The organism is Kitasatospora sp. NPDC051702 (assembly GCF_040681575.1).
Lineage (GTDB): Bacteria > Actinomycetota > Actinomycetes > Streptomycetales > Streptomycetaceae > Kitasatospora.
Genome location: NZ_JBFAZB010000033.1, coordinates 25,944 through 50,192, shown reverse-complemented (window position 1 = coordinate 50,192; position 24,249 = coordinate 25,944). Strand labels below are relative to the sequence as shown.

The following is a 24,249-nucleotide window of genomic DNA, read 5'->3' as shown; positions in this document are numbered from 1 at the left end:
GATCAGGGGCGGACATGACGGCTGCGAGCGACACGGTGGCAGGTTCGGGCGCCGACGGGGGCGGCGAGTTCGGCCGCCTGCTGGCCGGCCACCGGGTGGCGGCGGGCCTCACCCAGGAGGAGCTCGCCGCGTCGGCCGGGGTCAGCCTGCGCGCCGTCGGCGACATGGAGCGCGGCCGCACCCGGGGGCCGCAGCGGCGGACCGTCCGGGCGCTGGCCGAGGCGCTGGGGCTGGACGCGGCGCGCGCCGCCACCCTGGACCGGGCCGCCCAGTCGGGCCGCCCCCGGGGCACCCGGTCGACGGCGACCGCCGGCCCCAGCGCCACCACGGGCACCGCCCCCGCCTCGCCGGACCGCGGTGCGGAGCCCGTCGCCGCCGGCGTGACCGGGCCCCCGGCCGAGCCGGAGGCCGCCGCCCCGCTCGCCCCCGGCGCCCTCGCCCTGCCCCGCGACATCGCCGACTTCACCGCCCGTGAGGACGCCCTCGCGCTGCTCGCGGACCTCGCCGGGGACGCCCAACCGGCCCATCCCCGGGTGGTCCTGATCAGCGGTCAGCCCGGCCTGGGCAAGACCGCCTTCGCCCTGCACGCCGCGCACACCCTGGCCCCGCTCTTCCCGGACGGCCAGCTCTCGCTCGACCTCGGCGGGATGTCCGCCACCCCGCTCTCCGCCCGGGACGCCCTCGGCCAGGTGCTGCGCGCCCTCGGGGTCGCGGACCGGGCGGTGCCCGCCGGTACGGAGGAGCGGGCGGGCCTCTACCGGGCGCTGGTGCGCGAGCGGCGGCTCGTCCTGGTGCTGGACAACGCCGCCGACGAGGCCCAGGTCCGCCCGCTGCTGCCCGGCTCGGGCCCGGCCGTCACCCTGGTCACCAGCCGCAACGTGCTGCCCGGCCTGGAGTCGGTGCACCGCCTGCGGCTGGACGCGCTCTCCCCGGGCGAGGCCGCCGACCTGCTGGCCCGGATCGCGGGCCGGGAGCGGATCGAGGCCGCGCCCGACGCCACCGCCGAACTGGCCCGGCTCTGCGGCTACCTTCCGCTCGCGCTGCGGATCGCCGGGCAGCGGCTGGTCGCCCGCCCGCAGCAGCCGGTGAGCCACCTGGTGCGCCAGCTGGCGGCCGAGGAGCACCGGCTGGACCTCCTGGCCACCGGTGACCTGGCCGTCCGCCCGGCCTTCGCGCTGTCCTACCGGCGGCTGCCCGCCGAGTCCCAGCTGGTGCTGCGCCGCTGCGCGCTGACCGCCGGGCACGACTTCACCGCCGCCGTCGCCGCGGCCTACGCGGGCCTGTCGGCCGCCCGCACCGAGCTGGTCCTGGAACAGCTGATCGACGCGGGGCTGGTGCAGCTGGCGACCCCGGAGCGCTACCGCCTGCACGACCTGGTGCGGCTCTACGCGGGCGAGCGGCTGGGCGTCGACGAGGAGCCCGGCGCGGTGGCGGACGCCCGCACCAGGGCGGGCGGTTGGCTGCTGGACCGGGCCGCCGAGTTCGGCCTGCGGTTCGACCCGGACCACGCCCAGGCCACGGCCGCGGGCGCCGGGCCGCACTCCGGGGGTCCGTGGGAGGGCTCCGGCCCGCCGGTGCCGCTCACCGAGGCGGCGCGCTGGCTGGAGGAGGAGCACACCGAGTGGCTGGCGGCCCTCTACCAGGCCTTCGCGGCCGGCCGGCACCGCGAGGTGATCGCCACCGCCGAGGCCATGCACTGGTTCTCGGACCGGCTGCTGAGCTGGGACCTCTGGACGGAGGTCTTCCAGCTCTCCGTCGACTCGGCCCGCGCCTGCGGCGACCGGCAGGCCGAGGTGGTGCACGTGAACTACCTGGCCTGGACCTACGTCACCTGCCTGCACCGCTACCAGCGCGGCACCGAACTCGCCGGCGAGGGGCTGGAACTGGCCCGCCGGCTCGGCGACCGCGAGCAGGAGGGCTGGGCGCTCAGCTACCTCGCCGCGGGCCTGCGCCACCTGCACCGCCACCGTGAGGCCATCGACGCCTACGGGCGGGCCGGGGAGGCCTTCGGCACCGTGACCAGCCGCTCGGCCAGGATCGGCCGGCTGGTCACCCTGCGAGGGGCCGCCAACTGCCTGCGCGACTCCGGCCGCGCCGAGGAGGCGGTGGACTACCGCCGTCGCGCGCTCGCCGGGGCGCTGGAGCTGGTGGAGCGCTGGTCCTCGCCGTTGATGCACCTGATGGCCGCCATGACGGCGCACGAACTGGGCCTGGACCGCGCCGCGCTGAAGCGCTGGCCGGCCGCCGAGAAGGCGTACCGGCAGGCCCTGACCCACTACGAGGCGATCGGCCGGCCGGACAGCATGACCAAGACGCTGACCGAGCTCGGCACGGCCCTGATCGAGCAGGGCCGTGCCGACGAGGCCCGCGAACTGCTCACCGAGGCGCTCACCGACCTGAGCACGGACGGCCCCCGGCAGAGCCACCGCCGGACGGGCTGACGCCGCGGGCCCGGCCGGGGGCGGGGTGTCAGATCCGGGTGTCCTCGACCACCGGCAGGACGTCGTCCTCGGCGAAGGCGCTCGGGGCGAAGGAGTTGCGCGCCGCGGCGGGCTTCTTGCCGCAGAAGGCCGGTTCCAGCGCGCCCATCAGGCCCTGCGTCACGGCGCCGTTGTTGGAGGCGTTGGCGAACACGACGACGGAGCGCTTGCCGTCCTGGGTGGTGAAGGACTGGGTCTGGAAGCCCTGGACGATGCCGCCGTGGCCGTACACGTCGCCGCAGGAGAGCGTGATCCGGCGCAGCCCGAGGCCGTAGGCCACCTTCGCGGTGGGGGTGGGGATGGCGGCGGTCATCTGCTTCAGCGAGTCGTCCGTGACCAGGCCGCCCTTGCTGCCGGCCACCAGTGCGGTGAGGAAGCGGTCGAGGTCGGCGGCGTCGGAGATGACGGCGCCGGCGGCCCACACCCAGGAGCCGTTCGCCAGGGTCGAGTCCAGCAGCGGCTTGGTGCGGTCGTCGTTGGTGAGGTAGCCGGTGACGTGCGCGCCCCGGATGTCCTGGTCGGGGACGACGAAGGAGGTCCTGCTCAGGCCGAGCGGCTGGATGATCCGCTCGTTCAGCACCTCCGCGTAGGGCTGGCCGGTCAGGTTCTCGACGGCGAGGCCCATCAGGACGAAGTCGGTGTTGGAGTAGGAGTAGCGGCTGCCGGGCGTGTACTGCTGGCCGTGCTTGACGGACATCGCGACGAGGTCGCGCGGCTCGTACACGGTGCTGCGGATGCGCGCCTCGAAGGCGCTGGTGGTCTCCTCGCCGGCCTGCTCCAGCAGGTCGTTGGTGTGGTCGTAGATCCCGGCGCGGTGCTCCATGACCTGGCGGCCGGTCATCGTCCAGCCGTCGGGCAGCGTCCCGGCCGGGAGATAGTCGCGCAGCGGCCGGTCGAGGTCGATCCGGCCCTCCTCCGCCAGCTGCATCACGAGAACGGCGGCGAACATCTTGCTGTTGCTGCCCACGCGGAACCGCCACGAGGAGTTCATCGGGGTCCCGTCGAGGTCGGCCTTGCCGACGGACAGCGAGCGGGTGGTGGACCCGGCGCCGTGGTCGCGGATCACCGCGAAGGCACCCGGGGCACCCGCGTCGGCGGTGGTCCTCAGGGCGGCGAGCACCGCGGCGGTGTCGGGGGTGGGTGCCCCGGTGGTGTCCCGGTCGGCGGCGGCGGCGTGCGCGGCACCGGTCGCCACCAGGACGGCACCGGCGGCGGCGACGGCGAGCGGGCGGAGAAGGCTGGTCTTCGCCATGGTCCTCTGTTCTCTCGTCAGCTGACGCGGCGTCGGGCCACGTCCTCGAAGATCCACTATCACCGGCCGGGGCGGCCGCTGGCAAAGTGAACCGGACCGGACGCACCAACCGTTTCCCGGCCCGGAGCCAAGGTTTCACCTGCCGTGGCCTACCCGCGTCGACGGATCCACCCGATGCTGTTCGGGCGCTCCGAGCGTGCTCCGGCACCTCGGCCCTCCCCGCCCCACCGAGCCCGCCAGGCGTCCCGCGGTCCGCTCCCCGGCCGGACGGCCGCCACGGCCGTTCCCTACCCAAGGACTTGTCATGACTTCGCCCACGAAGCCCACCCAGCCCGTGAACCCCACCAAGCCGCGCTCCCGCCGCACCGCCACCGCCCTCGGCTCGGCCGCCGCGCTCGTGGCCGCCTCCGCCGGCCTCTGGGCCGCCACCGCCACGACCGCGCACGCCGCCGCGCTGCCGACGCCCGACCACATCATCGTGGTGGTCATGGAGAACCACGCCTACACCCAGGTCATCGGCAGCAGCAGCGCCCCGTACCTCAACTCCCTGGCCACCGGCGGCGCCAACCTCACCCAGTCGTTCGGCATCACCCACCCGAGCCAGCCGAACTACTACGCCCTGTTCTCCGGCTCCACCCAGGGCATCACCGACGACAGCTGCGTCAGCGTCGGCGCGCTCCAGGGCGCCAACCTGGCCTCCGAGGTCACCGCCGCGGGCAGGACCTGGGCCAGCTACAACGAGACCCTGCCGTCCCAGGGCAGCACCGTCTGCAGCAGCGGCAAGTACGCGCAGAAGCACAACCCGTGGTTCGGCTTCGGCAACGTCGCGCTCAGCTCGGCCAAGACCTTCGCGCAGTTCCCGACCGACTACACCACCCTGCCCAACGTCTCCTTCGTCGTGCCCAACCTCTGCAGCGACATGCACGACTGCTCGGTCGGCACCGGCGACACCTGGGTCAAGAACAACCTCGGCGCCTACGCCACCTGGGCCAAGACCCACAACAGCCTGCTCGTGGTGACCTTCGACGAGGACAACCGGCTGGCCGGCAACCGGATCCCCACCGTGATCTACGGCGCCCACGTCGCCCCCGGCAGCAGCTCGGCCACCACCTACAACCACTACAACCTGCTGCGCACCCTGGAGGACCTGGCCGGCGCCACCGGCCACGCGGGCAACGCCGCCACCGCGAGCGACATCACCGGCATCTGGAACTGACCCCCGGCCGGCCCCGCTGCCCGGGGCCGGACAGCGGGAGCGGCCGTCACGTCCCCCTGCGGGGCGTGACGGCCGTGCCGAGGGCGTGTCCGGAGCGCTGCGGGACGCCCGCCGCTCAGGAGGAACCGGCCCGGGCCGGCGGGCGCTCCGCGGCCGCCGCGTCCCCCGCGGGGGCGTCCGACGCGTCCGCGGGGGACGCCGTCCCGGCGCGGCGGACGCCGGGCACCGCCGCGGTGCCCGCGCAGACCAGCGTCACCAGCGCCGCCGTGGCCAGCAGCGGGGCCGCGTCGCCCCAGGCGTCGGCGGCCAGCGGCGCCAGGACGTAGCCGAGCGGGGCGGCGGCCAGCGAGAGCAGCCAGTCGTACGAGGTGACCCGGGCCAGCACCCCGGGCGGGAAGTCCTGCTGGACGACCGTCGCCCAGACCGGGTTGAGGAAGCCGAGCCCGGCCATCGCCACCGCGTACGCGGCCACCGTCACGGCGGCGGGGGCGGCCGCGGCGAGCGCCGCCAGCGGAAGCCCGTACAGCGCGAGGGCGAGGTTGGCGACCAGCACCGGGCGGCGCGGCCGGACCCGGCCGGCGATCAGCGACCCCGCCAGCAGGCCCACCGCACCGGCCTGGGTGAGGGCGATCCAGACGCCGTCCCCGCCGAGGCGGGTGGTGGCGATCAGCGGCCCGAGGGTGAGCAGCACCGCGCTGGCGCCGTTCCACACCCCGTGCGCGATCAGGCTGGTCCAGTACCAGTCGCGGGCGCGCACCTCGCTCCAGCCCTCGGCGAGGTCCCGGCGCAGTGAGCGGCGCTCCCCGGGCTGGTGACGGACGGTGAGACGGGTCAGCAGGGCGGCGCTCAGCGCGAAGGAGGCGCCGTCGAGCACGAAGGCCCAGCCGGGCCCTGCGGTGTACACCAGCAGACCTGCGAGGGCCGGCCCGCCGAGCCGGGCGGCGCTGCCGGCCGAGGCGAGCAGGGCGTTGGCCCGCAGCCGGAGGCCGCCCTCCACGGTCGCCGCGACCAGCGGTGCGGCCGTCGGCATCGCGAAGGCGGAGGCGGTGCCGGCGACCGCCGACGCGGCGGCGATGTGCGCCAGGCTCGGTGTGCCGCCGGCGAGTTCGACGGCGACGAGCAGCTGGGTGGCGGCGCGCAGGAGGTCGGTGGTGAGGGCGACCCGTCGCGGGTCGAAGCGGTCCCCGACCACCCCGCCGAGCGGCAGCAGGGCCAGCCGCGGCAGCATCGCGCAGCCCAGGACGAGGGCCATCGCCGTGGCGGAGCCGGTGGCGCGGGTGATCGCGATGGCGAGTGCGGCGGGGACGGCGGCGTCGCCGAGGGTGGAGATCGTCCGGCCGGTGAAGAGGAGGCGGAAGTCGCGGTTCCGCAGGGGGTGTTCGGTCACGCGTGGCACTGTATTTCGGTACCGAAGTTTCGGCAACGAAATTTCGGTATCGAAAGACTCTCCCCGGAGGGGGACCCCGGGTCGCTTTGTAGACTCACCCCATGGCCGAGCACCCGCACCACCAGCCGACCTCGCCCCGCGACTGGACGGACGGCCACGTCGAACGCTGGCTCCCGGTGCTGCCCCACCTCGACCCCGACATCGAGGCCGCCGTCACCCGGATGTCGAAGCTCACCCGCCACCTCGGGCGGGTCCGCGAGCAGGGCGTCGCCGACTACGGCCTCCAGAAGCACGAGTTCGACACCCTGCACGTCCTCGCCGGCCGCGGCGGCCACGCCGCCCCGTCGGACCTGCGCGCCGACCTCAACCTCGCCGCCGCGTCCGTGACCGGTCGGCTGGAGGCCCTCGAACGCCGCGGGTTCGTCGTCCGCACCCCCTCGACCGCCGACCGCCGCAAGGTCGACATCGTCCTCACCGCGGCCGGCCGCGCGGCCTGGCACGAGGCACTGGAGGTGGTGGGCCGTGAGGAGCGCCGCCTGCTGGGGGTGCTGACCGAGGAGGAGCGCCGCACCCTGTCCGACCTGCTCCGCAAGGTGCTCCTCGCGCAGGAGGCCCCCGGGGCGCAGTGAGGTCCGCGCCCGGCCGCCCCCCGGCCGGGCCGCCGGTCCTTGCCGCACCGGGCAGCGGGATCGACCGTCGGCGGGCGGGGCTGGTATGGATGGGGGGTGCGATTCGATTCTGTGCCGATGCCGGCGGCGGTGGGGGAGCGGCCCCGGGACGGCAGGGGCTATCCGGTGCCCGCGATCACCCCGTGGCACGCGGGTGAGCCGCAGTTCGCGCTGACCGACCACGGGCGCAGCGCCGACTGCGCGCTGCAGCGGCGCTGCTCGGTCTGCGGCGGGTTCATGCCGCGCGGCCCGGTGTGGCGGGTGGTCGGGGCTGCGGAGAGCGCGGCGATCGCCGCGGCGCTCGCCGCGGGCGGGCCGTACCGCAACCTCGCGCCGACCATGGAGGGGCCGGGCCACCGGGCCTGCATGCTGTACGCGGCGATGGTCTGCCCGTACCTGGCCCGGCCGAACGCCCGGCGGCGGGCGACGACCGGGGCCGGCCCGGACGGGCTGACGGCGGCCGCGGTGCGCGGGGCCGTGCGGGGCGGCACGGGCGCGGTGGTCGGGTTCGGCGACTACGAGTACGCCGTCACCGAGACCCGGGTGCTGTTCCGCTTCCTCGACGTGGTCGAGTTCCTGCCGCACGAGTCCGCGGACGAGCACCTGGCCGCGCTGCGCGCCGAGCTGGCGGGGCCGGGCCGTCCGGCCGGCGGGTCGGGCCGGGTCGTTCCGCCGGGCCCGGAGGCCGGGACGGGCTCGGCGACCGGACCGGGCGGGGTGGACGGGTCCGCTCAGGCGGCGGGGTCGGGCCGGGCGGACGGGGCCGCTCAGGCGGACGGGTCGGCTCAGGGGCGGTAGGCGGGCAGGCCCTTGACGGTGGAGACCGGCGCCGGGGCGGCGGACCCGTCGGCGGGGACGGTGCTGACGCCGTCGGGGGTGCGGGCCGCGATCGTCGCGCCGTCGGGGGACCACGCGGGCTCGGTGTAGTCGGTGGTGGCCGCGGGGGTGAGGTCCTTCTCGGCCTTCTGGTCGGACTGCGTGGAGCGGCTGAACAGGTGGTCGTGCCCGTTCACGGCACGGACGAAGACGATGTGCTCGCCGTCGGGGGAGAGTGCGGGCTGGGAGCCCTTGCCGAGGTCCCGGGTGGCGGGGCGGATGTAGTCGTCGTAGAGGTAGACCTCGCCGGCCGGGGTGTTGGCGTAGGCGATCTCGCCGCGCTGGCCACCCGCGTTGGACCAGGTGTTGCCGGTCTGCGGCGGCTGCGGCATGTTCTCGTTGCCGCCCTCGGAGTTGTGCGGGGTGAGGACCTCGGGGGTGCCGCCGACGTTCTTGGTCGCGATCTTCTCCAGGCGCAGGACGCCGCCCTTGGCCGCGGAGAAGACGACGGCGTCGAAGCGGTCGGCGGACTCGGGGAGGTCGCCGGGGCTCTTCGCGGCGTGCTGCCAGGTCGGGTGGGACCACGTCTCGCCGCCGGGGTTCCGGGCCAGGGTGACCTTCCCGCTGCCGTCGGGGCCGGCCACGACGAGGTCGCCGTCGCCGTTGACGAAGGCGGCCCGCTTGCCGTCCGGGGACCACGCGAGGTCCCGCACGGCCGTCCCGAAGTCGACGGTGGTGCCGTTCATCGCGACGGTCCGGGTGCCGGTGCTGATGGTCAGGTGGTTGGCGGCGGAGGTGCCGTTGACCTCCTTGGCGCCCGGGGCGGGGCTGCTCGGGCGGGCCGTGCCGCCCGGCGCCGTGCCGCCGGGGGACGAGGTCGCCGACACGTTGCCGCCGGGGGCGGCGGTGGGGTCGGAGCCGGAGTTCTCGGGGCCGCAGGCGGAGAGCAGCACGGCGCCGACGGTGGTCATCAGGGCGATCGCGGCCGCGGTGCCGAATCTGTTGCGCACGGACATTCCAGGTTCCCCCTCGGGTGCTGTTCGCGTTCGAGTAGGAGCGTCCCAGAGCCGGGTCAGGGGCGGGTGCGGGGGATGTCACGGTCGTGGAACAGCCGGCCCGGCCCAGGGGACGGCCGGCGGGTCGGCCCCGGCCGCCGGTCAGGCGTCCCGGACCTCCGTCCGGAAGGTCCGCAGGCCGCGCTTGTGGTAGTTGGGCAGGGCGTTGGGGTGGTCGTCGGAGTCGGTGTGCAGCCAGATCCGGCGTGCGGGCCCGCCGCCCAGGGGGCTGGTGGCCCAGGCCTGACGGAGTGCCAGGGTGAGCGCGTAGCCGCCGAGGCCCCGGCCGACCATCGCGGGCAGCAGGCCGAAGGTGGTGATCTCCACCTCCCCGTCGGGGTGCGGTTCCAGGGCGACGATGCCGGCGGGCCCGCCGTGGTGGGTGAGCAGCCAGCTCTGGCGCCGGGGGTGTTCGGCGCGGTACGCCGCCCAGTCCCGTGCGGTGCGGTGGGCGCTGCGCCAGCCGTGCGGCCGGCCGACCTCGGCCTGGACCTCCTGGACGGCGGGTGACGAGCCGTCGGCGCGGGCCAGGGCGAGGCCGGCGACGGCGGGGGCCGCCCGCAGCTCTCCGGGGTCGGTCATTTCGAGGTAGGTGACGGTCGTTGCCATGCCCGCCAGGCTACGACGGGCGCGGGTGCCGCCCGCGGCCGGTCAGAGCCCGAGCTCGGTGAGGCCCGGGTGGTCGTCGGGCCGGCGGCCGAGCGGCCAGTGGAACCGGCGGTCGGCCTCGGCGATCGGCAGGTCGTTGACGGAGGCGTGGCGGTGGGCCATCAGGCCGTCCCGGTCGAACTCCCAGTTCTCGTTGCCGTACGAGCGGTACCACTGGCCGGAGTCGTCGTGCCACTCGTAGGCGAAGCGGACGGCGATGCGGTCGCCGTCGTGCGCCCAGAGTTCCTTGACGAGCCGGTAGTCGAGTTCGCGGCGCCACTTGCGGGTGAGGAACTCGGCGATCTGCCCGCGTCCGGTGAGGAACTCGGCGCGGTTGCGCCAGCGGCTGTCGGGTGTGTACGCGAGGGCGACGCGCTCGGGGTCGCGGGTGTTCCAGGCGTCCTCGGCGGCGCGGACCTTCTGTCGGGCGGTCTCCGGGGTGAACGGTGGCAGGGGAGGGCGCTGGTCGGACACGGGGGTCTCCTCGGGTCGGGTGGACGTCGGGTCGGCGGACATCGGCGAGAACGAGCGTTCTCACTGATGTGGCTACTCTAGGAGAATCATCGTTCTCACGCAAAGGGCACGGCAGATGGACGCGCAGGCGAACGGGCGGTCGGTCGGGCGGGCGGAGCCGTCGCCGGGCCGCCGGACCGAACACGACGACGCGCGGGAGCGGATCCTCGACGCCGCCGAGGAACTCTTCTACGGGCAGGGCGTCCAGGCGGTCGGCATGGACGCCGTCCGGGCCGCCTCCGGCGTGACGATGCGCCGCCTCTACCAGCACTTCCCCTCCAAGGGGGACCTCGTCGACGCCTACCTGCGACGGCGGGACGGCCGCTGGCGGGCCGGCCTCGCCGACTACGTGGCCGGCGCCGCCGACCGGCCGCGGGAGCAGCTCCTCGCCGTCTTCGACTGGCTCGGCCGCTGGTTCGCCGAACCCGACTTCCGGGGCTGCGCGTTCGTCAACTCCTTCGGCGAACTGGGTGCCGTGTCACCGGCGGTCGCGCTGGCCGCCCGGCACCACAAGGAGGAGTTCAACGCCTACCTGGCGGGCCTGGCCGAGGCCGCCGACGCACCGCCCGCCCTCGCCACCCAGCTGGCGCTGCTGGCCGAGGGCGCGATGACCACGGCCGCCGTGCACGGCGACCCGAGCGCGGCCGAGGACGCCCGGGAGGCCGCGCGCATCCTGCTGGACGCCGCCCTGGCCACCCGCGGGTAGCCCACGTTCCGCCGCCGTCCGGCGCCCGCGGGGCAGGGCCTGCGCCTCGGTTCCTGCGGGCGGGTCGGGGGGTCGGGACGCCTGCGGGCGGCCCGGGGAGGGTCAGGGCGGCCCGGGCGTTTCAGGACGCCTTTGGCAGCCGGATCACCGCGGAACCGCGCGCCAGGTCGACACCGGTGCGGTGGGGCGGGGCGCCGTCCTCGTCGTCGTCGCGCAGCATCAGCGCCGACTGCCGCTCCTTGAGCTCGTGCTGCTTGCCCGCGGAGAAGGTGGCGTGCAGCTGCTCGAACCCGGTCGCGGAGACCTGCCCCTGCCGTGCGCTGCTCCGCCAGGGCAGCAGTCCGGCCCGGCCGGCCCGCAGCAGCAGCTGGTCGACCAGCGCGAGCGCGGTGAGCAGCAGCACCAGCCCGGGCAGCGTGAGGAAGACGAGGAACCCCATGCGGCCAGTATCGTCGCGCGACCCGGTCGGCGGAAGGACGACCCCCGTCGGAGGAGGGGCGCAGCGCTTCCCGGTCGCGGGGCCGGCTCCAGGGCGGTCGGTGGGCCGCCCTGGAGCGGGCGGCCCACCGACCCGTACCCGCGCCCGTGGGGCCGGAGCCCCACGGGCGTCGGGGCGGGGTCCGGTCCCACAACCGGGCCCCGGGTCCGTGGCTCAGGCGACGGTGTAGGCGGAGCCGAAGGCCGTGACGGCGAGCGGCCCGTCCAGGTCGACGTTGCCGGTGGCGGCGATCCGGCGCAGGCACTCCACCCGGTCGACGGACTTGCGCCACTCGTCGGCGGTGGAGGAGTTGGCCGGGTTGGTCAGGTCGTCGATGCGGACCTCGAAGAAGGCTTCCAGCCAGGCGGCCTCGCCCGCGACGGCGGGGGAGCCGACCTTCGCGCCGGTGCGGGCGATCAGGGCGGGCAGGGCGTCGTACTCGCCGCCGTTGCCGTGCTGGACGGAGGCGTCGTAGAGCTCGGCGCGAGCCAGGGCGGTGGTGAGCCCGAGCCGGTCGGCCTGGTCCATGGCGGGGGTGAAGTAGCGCTGTTCGACCTGGTCGTCCTGGACCTGCCGGAAGACGGCGTCCTCGGCGGACCGCTTCCAGGCGGCGACGTACTCGGCCTCCGGCAGTCCGCTGGTGTCGCCGCTGCCGGCGGAGGCGAGGCGCTCCAGCTCGGGGATGAAGCGGGCCAGCGGGTTGTCCGGGGAGACGGCGGTGTACGCGCGGACGACCTTGAGCGCGTCGCCGTCGTTGGTGGTGAAGCCGGCCCGGCCCGCGGTGACGCCGCGGCCGTCGTCGATGTTCTCGGCGTAGCCGTACTGGATCTCGGTGGTGCTGTTCTCGAAGATGCTGATCAGCTGGTCGGCCCGGCGGCGCTGGTCGGGGGTGAGGCCTCCGGCCGCGAGCGGTCGCACGCCGGCCGCTGAGGCGGAGGCGGTGGCGATGGCGGTGTCGGGAGCGGCCTGGGCCGGCCCGGCGGTGCAGGCGGGGCCGGCGGTCAGCGCGGCCAGGGTGGCGAGGGCGGCGAGGCGGCGGGTTCGGGAAACTCGCATGGGTGTGCTCCGATCTCCGGGGCGCAGCCGCCGGAGGGTGTGTGGGGGGTGGCACGGTCGACCGCGTGCCGGGGCGAGGGTGCGAGCTCGCGGCAGCAGCGTAGGTGCCGGGTCGGGCGCTGGTCTATAAGGTAAGGAAACTTTCCTAATAAATTTGCGCACGGGGCGACAGGGGCCGGTCCGCCCCCGGTGGGACTGCCGGGGCGGGTGTTTATCGTGTGTTGATCGTCGCGGCCTAGCGTCGGGTGCATGAACGAGAACACGGCCGAGTGGCCGGGGGCGGCGCCCGACGGGCGGATGACGGAGCAGGACGCCGAACGCTTCCGGCAGCTGCTCGCGCGACTGGAGCGCTCGCTGGCGGCCGACCGGGAGGCGGCGCGGCGTGACGCCTGACGGGCTGCCGCGGGGCCCGGTCGCGGTGCTGCCGCTCTGGCTGCGCGGCGAGGCCGCGGCCTGGTCGGCCGGGTCGCCAGGGCCGTTCGGGTCGGAGTGCGGGGCCGGGGCGACCTCGGACACCGGCACGGACGCGGGTGTGGACGCGATCCGGCCCGGGACGCCGCGGGGGCGTCCCGGGCCGGTGGCGGTCCTGGGGGCGGGTGCGGTCCGGCGGTCGGAGTGGCGCACCACCAAGGGGTGACGCCGGGTCAGCAGCCGTCGCAGCAGCACCCGTCGCAGCAGTCGCACCCGTCGCACCCGTCGCAGCAGTCACCGCAGCACTGACAACCGTCGCAGCAGTCGCAGTCGCAGTTGCGCTGGCACCAGCCCTCCCGGCGCTCCCGGCTGAACGGGTCCTCGTGCTCGCAGCAGAGCAGCTGGCAGCTGCAGGCCATCAGAGCCCACAGCGCGCAGCCGGCCAGCAGGTTGCGCGGCTGCGGGGGCTTGCCACCGATCGGGGTGAAGCCGGGGCCCTGCGGCACCCACGGGGAGAGCGGGTCCTGGCCGGGCGGCGCCTGGCGCGGCGGAGCGTCGTTCGGGTGCTCGCCGCCGGCGGGTCCGGCGTTGCGGGTGCGGCAGGTGGCGGCGTGGGCGGCCGGGCCGAAGACCCGGTCGACGGCCTGCCCGGTCTCGTGCGCGAGCAGCGCGTGCACCAGGGCGCGGTCGGTGAGCTCGACCTCGCGCAGGGCGAGCCGGATGCCGTGGACGGCGTCGCGGCACAGCCGTTCGGCCTCGGCGCGGTCGGTGCCGGTGGCGGTGAGCGGGTTCCAGGCGCCGTTGGCCGCGTCGGAGGCCTGGTCCTCGGCGGCGTCGAGGAGGTGGGCGAGCCGGCCGAAGAGCCGCCCGGCCTCGGCGAGCGCGGCGGCGTTGCCGGGGCGCCCGGCGAGGACGGCGGTGTGCGCGAACGCGGCCGCGGTGGCGGTCTCGGTGGGCTCGGTGACCAGCAGGACCGAACCGCCCGGCCGCAGCGTCCGCTCCAACCCGCCCTGGCGGGAGGCGGCTTCGAGCAGCACGCCGGTGTCGAAGCCGATCGCGGAGGCGCTGCCGGCGCTCTTCCGGTCCCACCGGCGGGTGACGGCCCGGGCCCCGGCGGCGACCGGGCGCCGGGCGAACACCCCGTCGCGGTCCTCGACGTGGTCGCGGATCTTGACCGAGGCGAGGGCGAGCGAGACGGCGGCGGCGAGCCGGGCACCCTCGCCCCGGGCGACGGAGGCGGTGCGCATGCCGCGCAGCGGGCACGGCCCGGCGGTGCGCCGCCAGGAGGAGTCGTCCCGGGCGGCCTGGGCCTCGACCAGCACCGAGATGATCAGGCCGTCGTAGTTGGTGGCGGTGCGGGCGAGCTGGCCGTGGTCGTCGCGCAGGGCGAGGCAGAGCCCGCACAGGTGCGCCATCCACGAGGCACGGAGCCGCTCGGACAGCCGGTGCTTGCACGGTCTGATGATGCCGAACATGGTTCCCCCTCGCCCCCGTGGGCCGTTGACCGGCCCCGATCCGCGCACATCATACGATCACCCCCGCACCTGGACCCACCGCCGACCACACCCCGGCCGCCGACCGACGGCCGCCCACCGGGCCCCCGGACGGGCCGGCCGGGACAGGGGGTGACCCCGGACGGCTGACCGGGGCTCCGGATGCGGGCGTGCCGCTCCGGCGGGCTCGGCCCGCGCCCCGCCCGGCAGGGCGAGGGGCTGCCCGGGAGCCCTTTCCGTGCCGTCGCCGAGCCCCCGCCCGGGCTCCCGAAACGGTGGTCTGACGAGGTGTCATTGATCTTCCGCCGGGCCGGCGGCACGATGCAGTCATGGCTGACGAGCGGTGTGATCACGGACTGATAGTCGGGCAGTGCGGTCACTGCAAAGCGGTTCCCCGAGGTCTGACCGCGTCCGTCTGGACGACCCGGGGCGGCTCGGTCTTCCACCGCTCGGTGGCGTGCGAGGCACTCGCCGACGGGCAGGCCCGCGCGGCCCGCTTCCGGAAGGAGGTGCACGAGCCCACCCGCGTCGCGCTGGCCGACGCCATGGCCCAGGGGCGCGGCGCCTGCATCCGCTGCTTCCCCGCGTACCGGCCGACCAGCACCGCCAAGCCCTGCCTCGTCCGGGTGGACGCGCAGTGGGTGCGCGGCCTCCTCACCGAGTGGCGGCGAGGCGCCGACGGCCGGTGGCGAGGGGTGGTCTCGTACGTCGACTCGGGCGAGCAGGTGACCGTCCTCAAGGACCAGGACGACCTGCGCCCGGCCCCCTGAACGCCGTGGCCCCGGCGGATTCTCCGCTGTCCCTGCCCGGCCTCGGACGCTGACGGTGTGCCCGGCCCGGCCCGGGGCGTCAGACGGCCCCGGCCCCGGCCCCGGCCGCCGTCAGCAGGCGCGGCGGGAGGTAGGGCGACCGGACGCGTATCGACCAGCCGCGGCTGCGCCGGGCGTGGCAGGCGAGGGCGAGGACCCCGAGGCTGAGCGCGGCACCGGCCTCGGTGGCCCGGTCGGCGACGGAGTGGTGATCGCGGTGGGCTTCCAGCGCGTCGAGCAGGGCGAGGTTGAAGCTGCTCTCGTCGCCCTCGACGAGCTGGGAGAACAGGACGACCGGGGGAGGGAGGAAGCCCTGCTCCCTGCTGCGCTCCACCTCCTCCAGGGCGCGCCGGGTGGCCGGGAGCGGGTCCGCGCCGCGCAGGTGGTCGTGCAGGGCGGTGCGGTACGAGGCGAACGGGGAGCGGTCCTCGGCGGCGATCGTGGGGCCGGCCAGGACGAGCGGTTCGAGGTCCTCGGAGCTGCCGGTGATCAGCGCGTAGGACAGGGCCGTCTCCCAGAAGGCCGGCCCGAAGTCGCTGCACCGGCTGGCGGGGAAGCGGAGCGTCCGCCCGTCGACCGTCACCTCGGCCTCGGTGCCCGGTTCGGCGAGGGCGGCCCGGAACGCGGCGGCCCCGAGCCCGGAGCCGAGCCGCAGGTCGGCGAGCTGGGCGTCGGTGGCGTCGGCGGACTCCGAGGCGCGTGCCGCGAGGAGCCAGGTCTGGTAGCGCAGGGCGCCGGTGAGCTCCCACGCGTCCAGCGGCTCGCCCCCCTTCGGAGTGATCGCCCGCTGGACGCGCTGCTCGAACCGCGCCTCGCTGTCCGGGCTGAGGGGTAGGGCCGGGATCGGACGGTCGAGGTCGACGGGCCCGGCGGCGAGCCGGGCCACCGCGTCGGGGCGCCGGTCGCGGCCGAGGCCGTGGACGCGCGGGCCGGGTGTCTCGAAGCCGGTGACCAGGGCGTGGGGGAGGTAGTCGGTGTCGACGGCCGGGGTCCATCCGTGGGTGCGGTACCCGAGGGCGGCGAGGGCGATCGGGACGAGCGGCAGGAGGCCGGCGGGCCGGGTGCCGTGCGGGCCGTCCTGGAGGAGCGCGAGCAGCGCGGAGTCGAAGGCCGCGCGGTCCCCGTCGGTGAGGGCGCGCAGGGCGCGCAGACCGGGCTGCGCCCCGCCGGCGGAGTCGGAGTCGGCGGAGTCGGAGTCGGCATCGGCGGAGTCGGCAGAGTCCGGGGAGCCGCCCTCCTCGAAGTAGTGGGCCAAGAAGCCGTCGACGAGTTCGAGGGCGGGGGTGACCGGTTCGTCCGGCATCAGCTGCCGGGCCCAGCCGAAGGCCTCGCCGTGGTGGGAGACCTTGTCGGAGACGATCGCGAGGCAGAAGGCGTCCAGCCACTCCCGGGCGGTGACCAGGTGCCGGGGGTCGCGCGCGAGCCCGTGCTCGCGGTCGTAGCTCATCCCGAAGTTCGGGTAGTCGAGGAAGACGTGGAAGCCGTCGACCGGGTAGTAGGCGGCGAAGGAGACGGCGCCGGCGGCGGCCTCGGTGGCGTCCTTGAGGACGGCCTTGGCCTCGGCGGAGTCCAGGTCGGGCCGGGTGGTGGAGAGGGCGCCGAGGTAGTCGAGGAAGGAGTCGGCGATCAGCTGCCACTCGGTGGTGGTCATCAGGCCGGCGCGGGAGTAGGAGTGGACCTGCCTCCCGATCCGGTTCACGAAGCCGTCGCGCGCCTCAGCCACCCGCGACGCGTCCACCCGGTGACGTTCGATCCGCACGGCCCTGCCCCCTTGATCACCGACGGATCACCGATTGACCGTCGACCTGCACCCACCCTAGGTGGAGGGTCCGACAGCTGACTCCGCAGGTCGCGGCCGGAACCACGCGGGGTGCGCCGAGGGCGAACGGCCGTCGGCTGACGGCCGGTCGGCCCGTACGGTGGCGGGCATGAACGAAGTCCGGATCGTGAACCTGCCCGAGGTGGCACTCGCCTGCCGTACCAGCGGGCCCGTGGACGGCCCGCCGCTGGTGCTGCTGCACGCGCTCGGTGAGCGCGCCTCCGACTGGGACGTCGTCCTGCCGGCACTGGCGCCGGGCCACCGCGTGTACGCCCCGGACCTGCGCGGTCACGGCGACAGCGGCCGCACCGCCGGGTACGGGCTGCCGGAGATGCGCGACGACGTGCTCGCCCTCCTCGACGCGCTCGGGCTCGCGCGGGTCGACCTCGTCGGCCACTCGATGGGCGGCGTGGTCGCCCACCTGCTGGCGCAGCACCGGCCGGAGCGGGTCGCCAGGCTGGTCCTGGAGGACGTGCCGGCGCCGTACCCGCGGCCGGCCTCCGCGGTGCCGGACGGGCCGGACGGCCCGGTGCACTTCGACTGGGCGGTGGTCGGCGCCGTGAAGGCCCAGATCGACAGCCCGGACCCGGCCTGGCGGGAGGGGCTGTCCCGGATCACCGCCCGCACCCTGGTGGTCGGCGGCGGCCCGACCAGCCACGTCCCGCAGGAGGGGCTGGTCGAGCTCGCCGGGCGGATCCCCGACTGCCGGTCGGTCACCGTCGAGGCCGGGCACCTGGTGCACGCCGCCCGGCCCGCCGAGTTCGTCGCGGCGGTCGCGCCGTTCCTCGCTCGCTGAGGCGCCGGACGGCTTCGGCGGCCTCGACGGGCGGCACCAGCGGGACGCCGTCAGCAGGCGAGGGGCGCGGGCGGCGGAGCGGGCGTCAGACGCCGTGTTCGGCCGGGAGCCGCCCCGCGCGCACGGCGGCGACCAGGTCGGCGTGGTCGGCCTCGGTCCGGTCCGCGTAGGCGACGGCGAAGGCGGCGACCGCCTCGTCCAGTGCCTCGCTCTTGCCGCAGTAGCCGGCCAGCAGCGCCGGGTCCGCGGTGTGCGCGTGCGCGCGGGCCAGCAGGGCCCCGGTGATCCGCGCGTAGTCGTCCAGCTGGTTCGGCAGCAGCGCGGCGGGGTCGACGCTGCCCTTGCGGTTGCGGAACTGCCGCACCTGGTACGGGAGCCCGTCCACCGTCGTCCAGCCGAGCAGGGTGTCGCTGACCACCTGCATGTGCTTCTGGCCGAGCACCACCCGGCGGCCCTCGTGCCCGTCCCGGCCGGGCACCGGGTGGCCGGCCGGCTGCAGGTGGGGCAGCAGCACGGAGGGCCGGGCCTCCTTCACCTGGAGCACCAGCGGCTGGTCGCGGTGGTCGGTCAGCAGCACCACGTACGAGCGGGTGCCGACGCTGCCGGTGCCCACCACCCGGAACGCCACGTCCTGCACCCGGTAGCGGGACAGCAGGGTGCGCACCTCCGCGGGCAGCGTGGACACGTAGGGGCCGAGCGAGGCGGCGACGGCCCGGGCGGTCGCGTCGGACACCTCGGTGAGCACCGGCGGAGCGGCGGTGAAGCGCCAACCGCCGTCGTCCGTCCGCTCGGTGCTGCGGGCGGCGAATCTGGCACTGGTGTTGCCGAGCGCCTTCGTGCCGACCTTGCGCAGCACGTCGGCCAGGTCGTGGGCGTCGGCGAAGGACACCAGCTGCTCGTCCGCGACGGCGTTCCAGGCGTCCAGCGCGGGCAGCTTGGCCAGGGTGCGCATGGTCCGGCGGTAGGAGCCGGCCGCGTGCTGGGCGGCGGCGCGCGCGGTGCCCTCGCCGGCGCCGGTCTCCCGGCCGGCCAGCACCAGGCTGGCGGCCAGCCGCTTGAGGTCCCACTCCCACGGGCCGGGCACGGTCTCGTCGAAGTCGTTGATGTCCATCACGAGTTGACCGCGGGCGTCGCCGTAGAGCCCGAAGTTGGCGGCGTGCGCGTCCCCGCACAGCTGGGCGGACACCCCGGTGTCCGGCGTGCCGACCAGGTCGGCGGCCATCAGACCGGCCGAACCGCGCAGGAACGCGAACGGCGTGGCGGCCATCCGGCCGACCCGGATCGGCACCAGCGCGCCGATCCGGCCCGCGTTGGACGCCTCGATCGCCTCGACGGCCGTCGGCCGCCCCGCCACGGGCACCAGCTCGGCGTGCTGCTCCCGCGGCACCTTGGTCCGCAGCGCCTTCCCGCGCTCGCGGGCCCGGCCGTCCTGCCCCGACGCGAACCCGGCCACCGCGAACGCCCGCCGCCCCGGCAGCCCCACCCCGTCCACCGCGTCTATCACCTGCGTCACCGCTCCCGGCCCGCCCTTCTCGTCCCACCCGTCCGCGACCTGCGCGGACGGCGTGCAGGGGGAGTGACGTCCGGGGTGGGGCAGTGGTTCCTGGGGGGAGGGGGCCGGTGGGCGGAGGTGTGGTGGCCGGGGCGTGGCGGGGGTGCTGACGGCGTGCGGGGGAGCGGGGTCGAGGGGCGGGGCGGGCGGCCCGTAGGGTGGGCCGGATGGACGGTCTTCGGGGGGACGGGTGGGTGCGGGCTGCGGCCGGCGCGGCGGCGGGGCTGACGGTGGCGGCCGGGCTGGGGGCGCGGGCGCTGCTCGGCGGGGAGCCCGCGAAGGCCGCCGGGGACGCGCTCTACACGGTGCTGGTGTACGCGCTGGTGGTGCTGGTCGCGCCGCGGGTGCGGCCGTGGCGGGCGGCCGTGACGGCCTCCGTGGTGAGCTGGGCGGTGGAGTTCCTGCAGCTCACCGGCGTGCCCGAGGAGCTCGGCCGGCGCAGCACGCCGGCCCGTCTGGTGCTGGGGTCGACCTTCAACCCGCCGGACCTGTTCTGGTACCTGGTCGGCGCGCTGTCCGCCGCGCTGGTCCACCGGGCGCTGAGCGCGCTCCGGGGGCGCCGGGTGCACCGGGGACGCCGGGTGCTGCGGACCGAGCGGCCCGCAGCACCCGACCGGGTCTGACGCAGGGTCAGAGCGGCAGCAGGTCGGGCCGCTTGGCCTCGACGTTGTCGCCCGAGGACTCGCCGCGCAGGCGCCGCCCGACCCAGGGCAGCAGGTACTCGCGGGCCCACTGGATGTTCTCGCGCCGCTGGTCGGCGGCGGACAGCTCCTGGACGGTGGGCCAGGGCGCCTCCGGGTCCTGCTCGGTGCGCAGCCCCAGCGAGCGGGCGGCGAGCAGGGCGACCCGCTGGTGGCCCTCCGGGGACAGGTGCAGGCGGTCCTCGCTCCAGGCACGCCGGTCCTGCACGGCGCGCAGCGACCACAGGTCGGCGACCTGGCAGCCGTTGCGGTCGGCGACCGCCCGCATGTGCCCGTTGTAGGTGGCGATCTTGCCGCGCAGGTGCTTCAGCAGCGGCACGTCCCGGGTGTCGAAGCCGGTGCAGATCAGCACCGTCCCCGCCGCCTCGGTGAGTCGGACGACGGCCGCCTCGAAGCGCTCGGCCACCTCGTCCGGGTCGCTGCCCGGGCGGAGGATGTCGTTGCCGCCGGCGCAGAAGGTGGCGAGGTCCGGCTGGAGCCGCTGGACCTGCGGCACCTGTTCGGCGGCGATCTGGTCGAGCAGCCGGCCGCGGACCGCCAGGTTGGCGTAGCGGAAGCCGCCCGGCGGGCGGGCGTCGGCGAGCAGTTTGGCGAGGCGGTCGGCCCAGCCGGCGAAGGCGCCGTCCGCTCCGGGGTCGTTCAGGCCCTCGGTGAAGCTGTCCCCGAGGGCGGCGTACGAACTGAGGTCAAGGGTCTCCTGGAGGTTCGGCATGAAGTAGATAGTTCACCTTCTCAAGTGACCTACGCCACCGTAGGTGACCGGGGAGGCGCGTGAGATGGGCCACGTACCCCCCGCGCCGGTGAGAGCGCCGGCCAGAGCGCCGGTCACCGGAAAGCACAAGATCCGCGCCCCCTTCCGCTTCCTGGCGTGCCCGGACCATCCTCGAGGAGCGCGATCGCGCCGGCCGCCGGGCCCTGTCGCCGGCCGCCGTCCCGTGACGAGGGGAAGCCACCCATGACTCCGAACGCCTCCTCCGGCCTGCCCGGAGACTGGACCGTCGACGACCGCTGCACCAACTGCGACGTCGCCCGGCAGCTCGCCCCCGGGCTGATCCGCGAGCACCGCGGGCGCTCCGAACTGGTCCGCCAGCCGCGCGACGAGGCCGAGCACCGCAGCCTCCTGGCGGCCGCCCACGCCTGCCCCACCCGTTCCGTCCGCCCGGCAGCCGGCCCGCTCGACCCGGCGGGCGACCCCTTCCCGCTCGCCCTCGACGAGGAGGTGCTGCTGCTCGGCCACAACTCCCGCCACACCGCGGGCGCCAACTCCTACCTGTGCCGCCGCCCCACGGGGTGGCTGATGGTGGACACGCCCCGCTTCGCCGAGGCGCTGGCCGCGCGCTACGAGGCACTCGGCCCCGTCACCGACGTACTCCTGACGCACCGGGACCACGCGGCGCACGGCCGCCGGTACGCCGACCGGCTCGGTGCCCGGCTCTGGATCCACGAGGGGGACCTGGACGCCGCGCCCGACGCCGACCGGGTGCTGCGCGGCCTCGACTCGGTGGAGATCGCCCCGGGCGTCACCGCCCGTCCCTTCCCCGGCCACACCCGGGGCAGCGTGCTCTACGCGGTGGACGACCGGTACTGCTTCACCGGTGACACCCTCTACTGGTCCCGCACCACGGGGGACGTGGAGGTGCACGAGAGCATCACCTGGTACTCGATCGAGGAGCTCTCCGCCTCGCTGGACCGCAGCCTGGGTGCGCTGCACTTCGAGTGGCTGCTGCCAGGCCACGGTGAGCGGCGCCGGATGCCCGCCGCGGAGGCGGACCGGCGGCTGCGCGCGCTCGCCGAGCGCTGCCGGTCGCTGCGGCCCGCCCCGGTGGACTTCGCCGCGGTGCGCTGGTAGCGCGGTGCAGAGCGTGGAGGTCGCGCGGTGCGGAGGTCGCGCGGTTGGCGAGGTGGGGCGGGGCGGGGTGCGTCCGCCCGCGGCACCTGACGGGCCGCGGCCCGTTCGCCGCGGCCCGTTCGCCGCGGCCCGTGCGCGACGGCCCGTGCGCGACGGCCCGTTCACCGCGCCCCCTTCACCGCGGCCCGTGCGCCGGGGCTCGCGCCGGGTGCGCGGGGGGTTGCGCCAGCCGGGGGCGTCCGCGCGGGTGTGCGAACGGCGCCGCCGGGGCAGCCGCCTGTCGAACGGTCTTCCGAACCACGGACCGCCCCGAACCCCCCGCACCCAAGGACGGTGGAGGAATGCCCACCCAGACCCCGGAGCGCACCGCCCGGCCGCGGCGCTACCTGATGTGCCGGCCGACGCACTTCACCGTGGACTACGCCATCAACCCGTGGATGGACCCGGCGCAGCCCACCGACACCGCGCTCGCGCTGCGCCAGTGGGAGCGGCTCCACCGGTTGTACCGGCGCCTCGGCCACACCGTCGAGCTGATCGACCCGGTGCCCGGCCTGCCCGACATGGTGTACGCCGCCAACGGCGCGACCGTGCTGGACGGCCGGGCCCTGGTCGCGACCTTCCGGTACCCGGAGCGGGCCGCCGAGTCCACGGCCTACCAGGCCTGGTTCCGGGCGAACGGCTACCAGGAGGTGCGCCGCGCCGGGCACGTCAACGAGGGCGAGGGCGACCACCTGGTGGTCGGCCGCCGGGTGCTCGCCGGCTCGGGCTTCCGCACCTCGCGGGCCGCGCACGCCGAGGCGGGCGCGCTGTTCGGGGTCCCGGTGGTCAGCCTGACCCTGGTCGACCCGCGCTTCTACCACCTGGACACGGCGCTGGCGGTGCTCGCCGACGACCACGTCATGTACTACCCGGAGGCCTTCGACGCGGACAGCCGGGCCGTGCTGCGCACCCTGTACCCGGACGCGATCCTCGCCGACCGGGCCGACGCCGAGGTGTTCGGCCTCAACGCCGTCTCGGACGGCCGCCGGGTGCTGCTGCCCGAGACCGCGAAGAACCTGGCCGGGCGGCTCGCCGAGGCCGGCTACGAACCGGTGCCGGTGGACGTCTCGGAGCTGCTGAAGGGCGGCGGCGGGGCGAAGTGCTGCACGCTGGAGCTCCGGCCGGCGTGATCGCGGGCGCCGTCGGCCGAGTGCGCCGTCGACCGACTGCGGCGGCGGCCGCGGGCGGCCCGGCCTCCGGGTGCGGCCCGGCCGGCGGCGCGGCGGCGGCCCGCCCGGGATCCGTCCCGAGCGGGCCGCGTGCGGCGGGGCCTCAGACGAGCCAGAGGTCCGGACCGAACACCTCGTAGTGGATGTCGGCGGCGGGGACGCCCGCCGCCAGCAGCTGCTCGCGGACGGTGCGCAGGAAGGGCAGCGGTCCGCACAGGTAGGCGGTGGTGCCGGCCGGGACCTCGACGGTGGAGAGGTCGACCAGCCCGGTGCGCTCGGCCGGCCACTCGCCGAGCGGCTGCTCGTAGAAGACGTGGGCGGTGGCGTTCGGCAGCTTGGCGGTGAGCTGGGCGAGGTCGGCGCGGAAGGCGTGGCTGAGCTGGTCGCGGTCGCCGTGCACCGACACGACGGTGCGGGGGGAGCCGGTGGCGGCGAGGTGGTGGAGCATCGCGGTCATCGGGGTGTTGCCGATGCCGGCGGAGGCGAGCAGCACCGGCCCGTCGCCGTCGGCGAGGGCGATGTCGCCGAGCGGCGGGGAGAGTTCGACGGTGCCGCCGGTGTGCAGGTGGTCCTGCAGGTGGGCGGAGACCTCGCCGCCGGGCTCGCGCTTGACGCTGAAGCGCAGCGCGCCGTCGGCGGTGCCGGAGAGGCTGTACTGGCGGATCTGGTGGGCGCCGTCGGCGAGTTCGGTGCGGACCGAGACGTACTGGCCGGGGCGGGCGGCGGGCGCGGGCCGGCCGTCGGCGGGGCGGACCAGGAAGGTGGTGACGGTGTCGGTCTCCTGGTAGCGGGCGACGACGGTGTAGGGGCGCCAGAGGTCGGCCGGGTCGCCGCCGGCGGCGGCCTCGGCGCGCAGCCGGTCCTCGACGGCCACCAGGGCGTTCGCCATCAGCCAGTACACCTCGTCCCAGGCGGCGGCGACCTCCGGGGTGACGGCCTCGCCGAGCACGTCGACGATCGCGGCGAACAGGTGCTCGTGGACGATCCGGTACTGGTCGTTGCGGATGCCGACGGACACGTGCTTGTGCGCGATCCGGGCGAGCATCGCGTCGGGCCGCTGGTCCGGGTGGGCGATCAGGGCGGTCGCGAAGGCGGCTATCGATCCGGCGAGGGCCTGCCGCTGGGTGCCGTTGGCCTGGTTGCCCCGGTTGAACAGGTCGCGCAGCAGCTCGGGGTGGGCGGCGAACATCCGCTCGTAGAAGAGCGGGGTGATGTCCCCGATGGCACCGCCCACGGCGGGCAGGGTGGCCTCGACGACCTCGGCGGACTTGGCGGACAGCATCAGTCGGGCTCCAAACTGGTATCTGAGATGCATATTAAAGGCCGAGCGCGGGTG

General features: G+C 75.8%; 23 protein-coding genes. 11 read left to right on the top strand and 12 right to left on the bottom strand.

Going from position 1 to position 24,249, the window contains the following annotated elements; translation table 11 throughout:
• Positions 1-14: 14 nt before the first annotated feature.
• Positions 15-2,441, top strand: a complete 2,427-nt coding sequence (locus AB0N04_RS25290; protein WP_363365317.1) for a tetratricopeptide repeat protein — start codon at positions 15-17, stop codon at positions 2,439-2,441.
• Between the two features lie 28 nt (positions 2,442-2,469).
• Here AB0N04_RS25290 and AB0N04_RS25285 read toward each other — a convergent pair whose 3' ends face one another.
• The gene (locus tag AB0N04_RS25285) at positions 2,470-3,732 is read right to left on the bottom strand and encodes a serine hydrolase domain-containing protein (protein WP_360221645.1); all 1,263 of its coding nucleotides are present in this window, start codon (positions 3,730-3,732) and stop codon (positions 2,470-2,472) included.
• A gap of 304 nt (positions 3,733-4,036) precedes the next feature.
• Here AB0N04_RS25285 and AB0N04_RS25280 point away from each other — a divergent pair, with 304 nt between their 5' ends.
• The gene (locus tag AB0N04_RS25280) at positions 4,037-4,948 is read left to right on the top strand and encodes an alkaline phosphatase family protein (protein ID WP_360221648.1); all 912 of its coding nucleotides are present in this window, start codon (positions 4,037-4,039) and stop codon (positions 4,946-4,948) included.
• Between the two features lie 115 nt (positions 4,949-5,063).
• On the opposite strand, the gene AB0N04_RS25275 is transcribed toward AB0N04_RS25280, so the two are convergent.
• Positions 5,064-6,335 (bottom strand): MFS transporter, encoded by a 1,272-nt coding sequence (locus tag AB0N04_RS25275; protein ID WP_360221651.1) that lies wholly within the window; start codon positions 6,333-6,335, stop codon positions 5,064-5,066.
• Between the two features lie 101 nt (positions 6,336-6,436).
• On the opposite strand from AB0N04_RS25275, the gene AB0N04_RS25270 reads away from it, so the two are divergent.
• A complete protein-coding gene (locus AB0N04_RS25270) occupies positions 6,437-6,964 on the top strand; it encodes a MarR family winged helix-turn-helix transcriptional regulator (RefSeq protein WP_360221654.1) in 528 nt (175 codons plus the stop codon).
• A gap of 165 nt (positions 6,965-7,129) precedes the next feature.
• The gene (locus AB0N04_RS25265; RefSeq protein ID WP_360221657.1) at positions 7,130-7,801 is read left to right on the top strand and encodes a hypothetical protein; all 672 of its coding nucleotides are present in this window, start codon (positions 7,130-7,132) and stop codon (positions 7,799-7,801) included.
• Here AB0N04_RS25265 and AB0N04_RS25260 read toward each other — a convergent pair.
• The 3 genes from AB0N04_RS25260 to AB0N04_RS25250 all read right to left on the bottom strand — a co-directional run bounded on the left by AB0N04_RS25260 (position 7,789) and on the right by AB0N04_RS25250 (position 10,038).
• Complete coding sequence (locus AB0N04_RS25260; protein WP_360221660.1) at positions 7,789-8,835, bottom strand: hypothetical protein; 1,047 nt, start codon at positions 8,833-8,835, stop codon at positions 7,789-7,791. The genes AB0N04_RS25265 and AB0N04_RS25260 overlap by 13 nt on opposite strands.
• Before the next feature lie 141 nt (positions 8,836-8,976).
• Positions 8,977-9,483 carry a GNAT family N-acetyltransferase gene (locus AB0N04_RS25255; protein WP_360221663.1) on the bottom strand — a complete coding sequence of 169 codons (507 nt, stop codon included), beginning with the start codon at positions 9,481-9,483 and terminating at the stop codon, positions 8,977-8,979.
• 42 nt (positions 9,484-9,525) lie between these two features.
• Positions 9,526-10,038 carry a nuclear transport factor 2 family protein gene (locus AB0N04_RS25250; protein ID WP_363365313.1) on the bottom strand — a complete coding sequence of 171 codons (513 nt, stop codon included), beginning with the start codon at positions 10,036-10,038 and terminating at the stop codon, positions 9,526-9,528.
• Positions 10,039-10,111: 73 nt separating this feature from the next.
• Between AB0N04_RS25250 and AB0N04_RS25245 the strand changes: the two genes are divergently transcribed.
• Positions 10,112-10,741: a TetR/AcrR family transcriptional regulator gene (locus AB0N04_RS25245; RefSeq protein WP_360221669.1), complete on the top strand. Its 630-nt coding sequence runs from the start codon at positions 10,112-10,114 to the stop codon at positions 10,739-10,741.
• A gap of 121 nt (positions 10,742-10,862) precedes the next feature.
• Here the strand turns inward: AB0N04_RS25245 and AB0N04_RS25240 are convergent, their stop codons facing one another.
• Both AB0N04_RS25240 and AB0N04_RS25235 read right to left on the bottom strand, forming a co-directional pair.
• A complete protein-coding gene (locus tag AB0N04_RS25240) occupies positions 10,863-11,180 on the bottom strand; it encodes a DUF6191 domain-containing protein (protein WP_360221672.1) in 318 nt (105 codons plus the stop codon).
• Between the two features lie 213 nt (positions 11,181-11,393).
• Positions 11,394-12,275, bottom strand: a complete 882-nt coding sequence (locus AB0N04_RS25235; RefSeq protein WP_360221675.1) for a chitosanase — start codon at positions 12,273-12,275, stop codon at positions 11,394-11,396.
• A 249-nt stretch (positions 12,276-12,524) separates the two neighbouring features.
• On the opposite strand from AB0N04_RS25235, the gene AB0N04_RS25230 reads away from it, so the two are divergent.
• On the top strand, positions 12,525-12,668 hold the full coding sequence (locus tag AB0N04_RS25230; RefSeq protein WP_360221678.1) for a hypothetical protein: 144 nt from the start codon (positions 12,525-12,527) through the stop codon (positions 12,666-12,668).
• Positions 12,669-12,919: 251 nt separating this feature from the next.
• On the opposite strand, the gene AB0N04_RS25225 is transcribed toward AB0N04_RS25230, so the two are convergent.
• Positions 12,920-14,161, bottom strand: a complete 1,242-nt coding sequence (locus tag AB0N04_RS25225) for a DUF5685 family protein (protein ID WP_360221681.1) — start codon at positions 14,159-14,161, stop codon at positions 12,920-12,922.
• 527 nt (positions 14,162-14,688) lie between these two features.
• Here AB0N04_RS25225 and AB0N04_RS25220 point away from each other — a divergent pair.
• Positions 14,689-14,949, top strand: coding sequence for a hypothetical protein (locus AB0N04_RS25220; RefSeq protein WP_363365310.1), 261 nt, complete (start codon positions 14,689-14,691; stop codon positions 14,947-14,949).
• 79 nt (positions 14,950-15,028) lie between these two features.
• Here AB0N04_RS25220 and AB0N04_RS25215 read toward each other — a convergent pair whose 3' ends face one another.
• Positions 15,029-16,747, bottom strand: coding sequence for an immunity 49 family protein (locus AB0N04_RS25215; protein ID WP_360221687.1), 1,719 nt, complete (start codon positions 16,745-16,747; stop codon positions 15,029-15,031).
• A gap of 169 nt (positions 16,748-16,916) precedes the next feature.
• On the opposite strand from AB0N04_RS25215, the gene AB0N04_RS25210 reads away from it, so the two are divergent.
• The gene (locus AB0N04_RS25210; protein ID WP_360221690.1) at positions 16,917-17,603 is read left to right on the top strand and encodes an alpha/beta hydrolase; all 687 of its coding nucleotides are present in this window, start codon (positions 16,917-16,919) and stop codon (positions 17,601-17,603) included.
• Between the two features lie 85 nt (positions 17,604-17,688).
• Here AB0N04_RS25210 and AB0N04_RS25205 read toward each other — a convergent pair whose 3' ends face one another.
• On the bottom strand, positions 17,689-19,056 hold the full coding sequence (locus AB0N04_RS25205; RefSeq protein ID WP_360221711.1) for a DUF2252 domain-containing protein: 1,368 nt from the start codon (positions 19,054-19,056) through the stop codon (positions 17,689-17,691).
• A gap of 266 nt (positions 19,057-19,322) precedes the next feature.
• Between AB0N04_RS25205 and AB0N04_RS25200 the strand changes: the two genes are divergently transcribed.
• Complete coding sequence (locus tag AB0N04_RS25200) at positions 19,323-19,778, top strand: DUF2809 domain-containing protein (protein ID WP_360221693.1); 456 nt, start codon at positions 19,323-19,325, stop codon at positions 19,776-19,778.
• 7 nt (positions 19,779-19,785) lie between these two features.
• On the opposite strand, the gene AB0N04_RS25195 is transcribed toward AB0N04_RS25200, so the two are convergent.
• Complete coding sequence (locus AB0N04_RS25195) at positions 19,786-20,568, bottom strand: SGNH/GDSL hydrolase family protein (protein ID WP_360221696.1); 783 nt, start codon at positions 20,566-20,568, stop codon at positions 19,786-19,788.
• Between the two features lie 243 nt (positions 20,569-20,811).
• Between AB0N04_RS25195 and AB0N04_RS25190 the strand changes: the two genes are divergently transcribed.
• On the top strand, positions 20,812-21,705 hold the full coding sequence (locus AB0N04_RS25190) for an MBL fold metallo-hydrolase (RefSeq protein WP_360221699.1): 894 nt from the start codon (positions 20,812-20,814) through the stop codon (positions 21,703-21,705).
• Between the two features lie 341 nt (positions 21,706-22,046).
• Positions 22,047-22,874: a dimethylargininase gene (ddaH, locus tag AB0N04_RS25185; RefSeq protein WP_360221702.1), complete on the top strand. Its 828-nt coding sequence runs from the start codon at positions 22,047-22,049 to the stop codon at positions 22,872-22,874.
• Positions 22,875-23,016: 142 nt separating this feature from the next.
• Here the strand turns inward: ddaH and AB0N04_RS25180 are convergent, their stop codons facing one another.
• Positions 23,017-24,195 carry a globin domain-containing protein gene (locus tag AB0N04_RS25180; RefSeq protein WP_360221705.1) on the bottom strand — a complete coding sequence of 393 codons (1,179 nt, stop codon included), beginning with the start codon at positions 24,193-24,195 and terminating at the stop codon, positions 23,017-23,019.
• Between the last annotated feature and the right edge of the window lie 54 nt (positions 24,196-24,249).